Origin of the sequence: Poinsettia branch-inducing phytoplasma str. JR1 (genome assembly GCF_000309465.1) — a bacterium.
GTDB classification, from domain to species: Bacteria; Bacillota_I; Bacilli_A; order Acholeplasmatales; family Acholeplasmataceae; genus Phytoplasma; species Phytoplasma pruni.
This window is the reverse complement of record NZ_AKIK01000156.1, coordinates 1-349: the sequence shown is the minus strand read 5'-3', so window position 1 is coordinate 349 and position 349 is coordinate 1. Positions and strand designations below refer to the sequence as shown.

Here is a 349-nt window from a genome sequence, read left to right as displayed (position 1 = left end):
ATTTAATGTCTGGGATAAAAAATAAATTTACTTGAAAGTATAAATTAGTGATGCCTTTATTTTGAAAATATAATAAAATGAGGTATTCATTGATTTTACCACGGATTACTTTTTGACTTTGAGAGTTGATGTTGTTTATTACAAAGTAATCATTTAATTTTTGGTGATTAATCTTCATGTATTTGTCAACAGAAAGATTAAAGGTAGTTTTTTTAAAAAAACTTTTTAAGATTTCCACAGTTTGGATATTAGTATTAAATTGTTGAATATTAAAAAAATCTTGATTATTTAACATTTGCTATTCCTTTCTTTAAATAAAAAAAGACCTTTAAATTAAGGTCTTTGGTTG

At 22.3% G+C, this 349-nt stretch carries 1 pseudogene; it reads right to left on the bottom strand.

The window, feature by feature from the left end:
- Positions 1 to 295, bottom strand: a pseudogene (locus ON17_RS02760) (hypothetical protein); the annotation flags it as partial.
- Between the last annotated feature and the right edge of the window lie 54 nt (positions 296 to 349).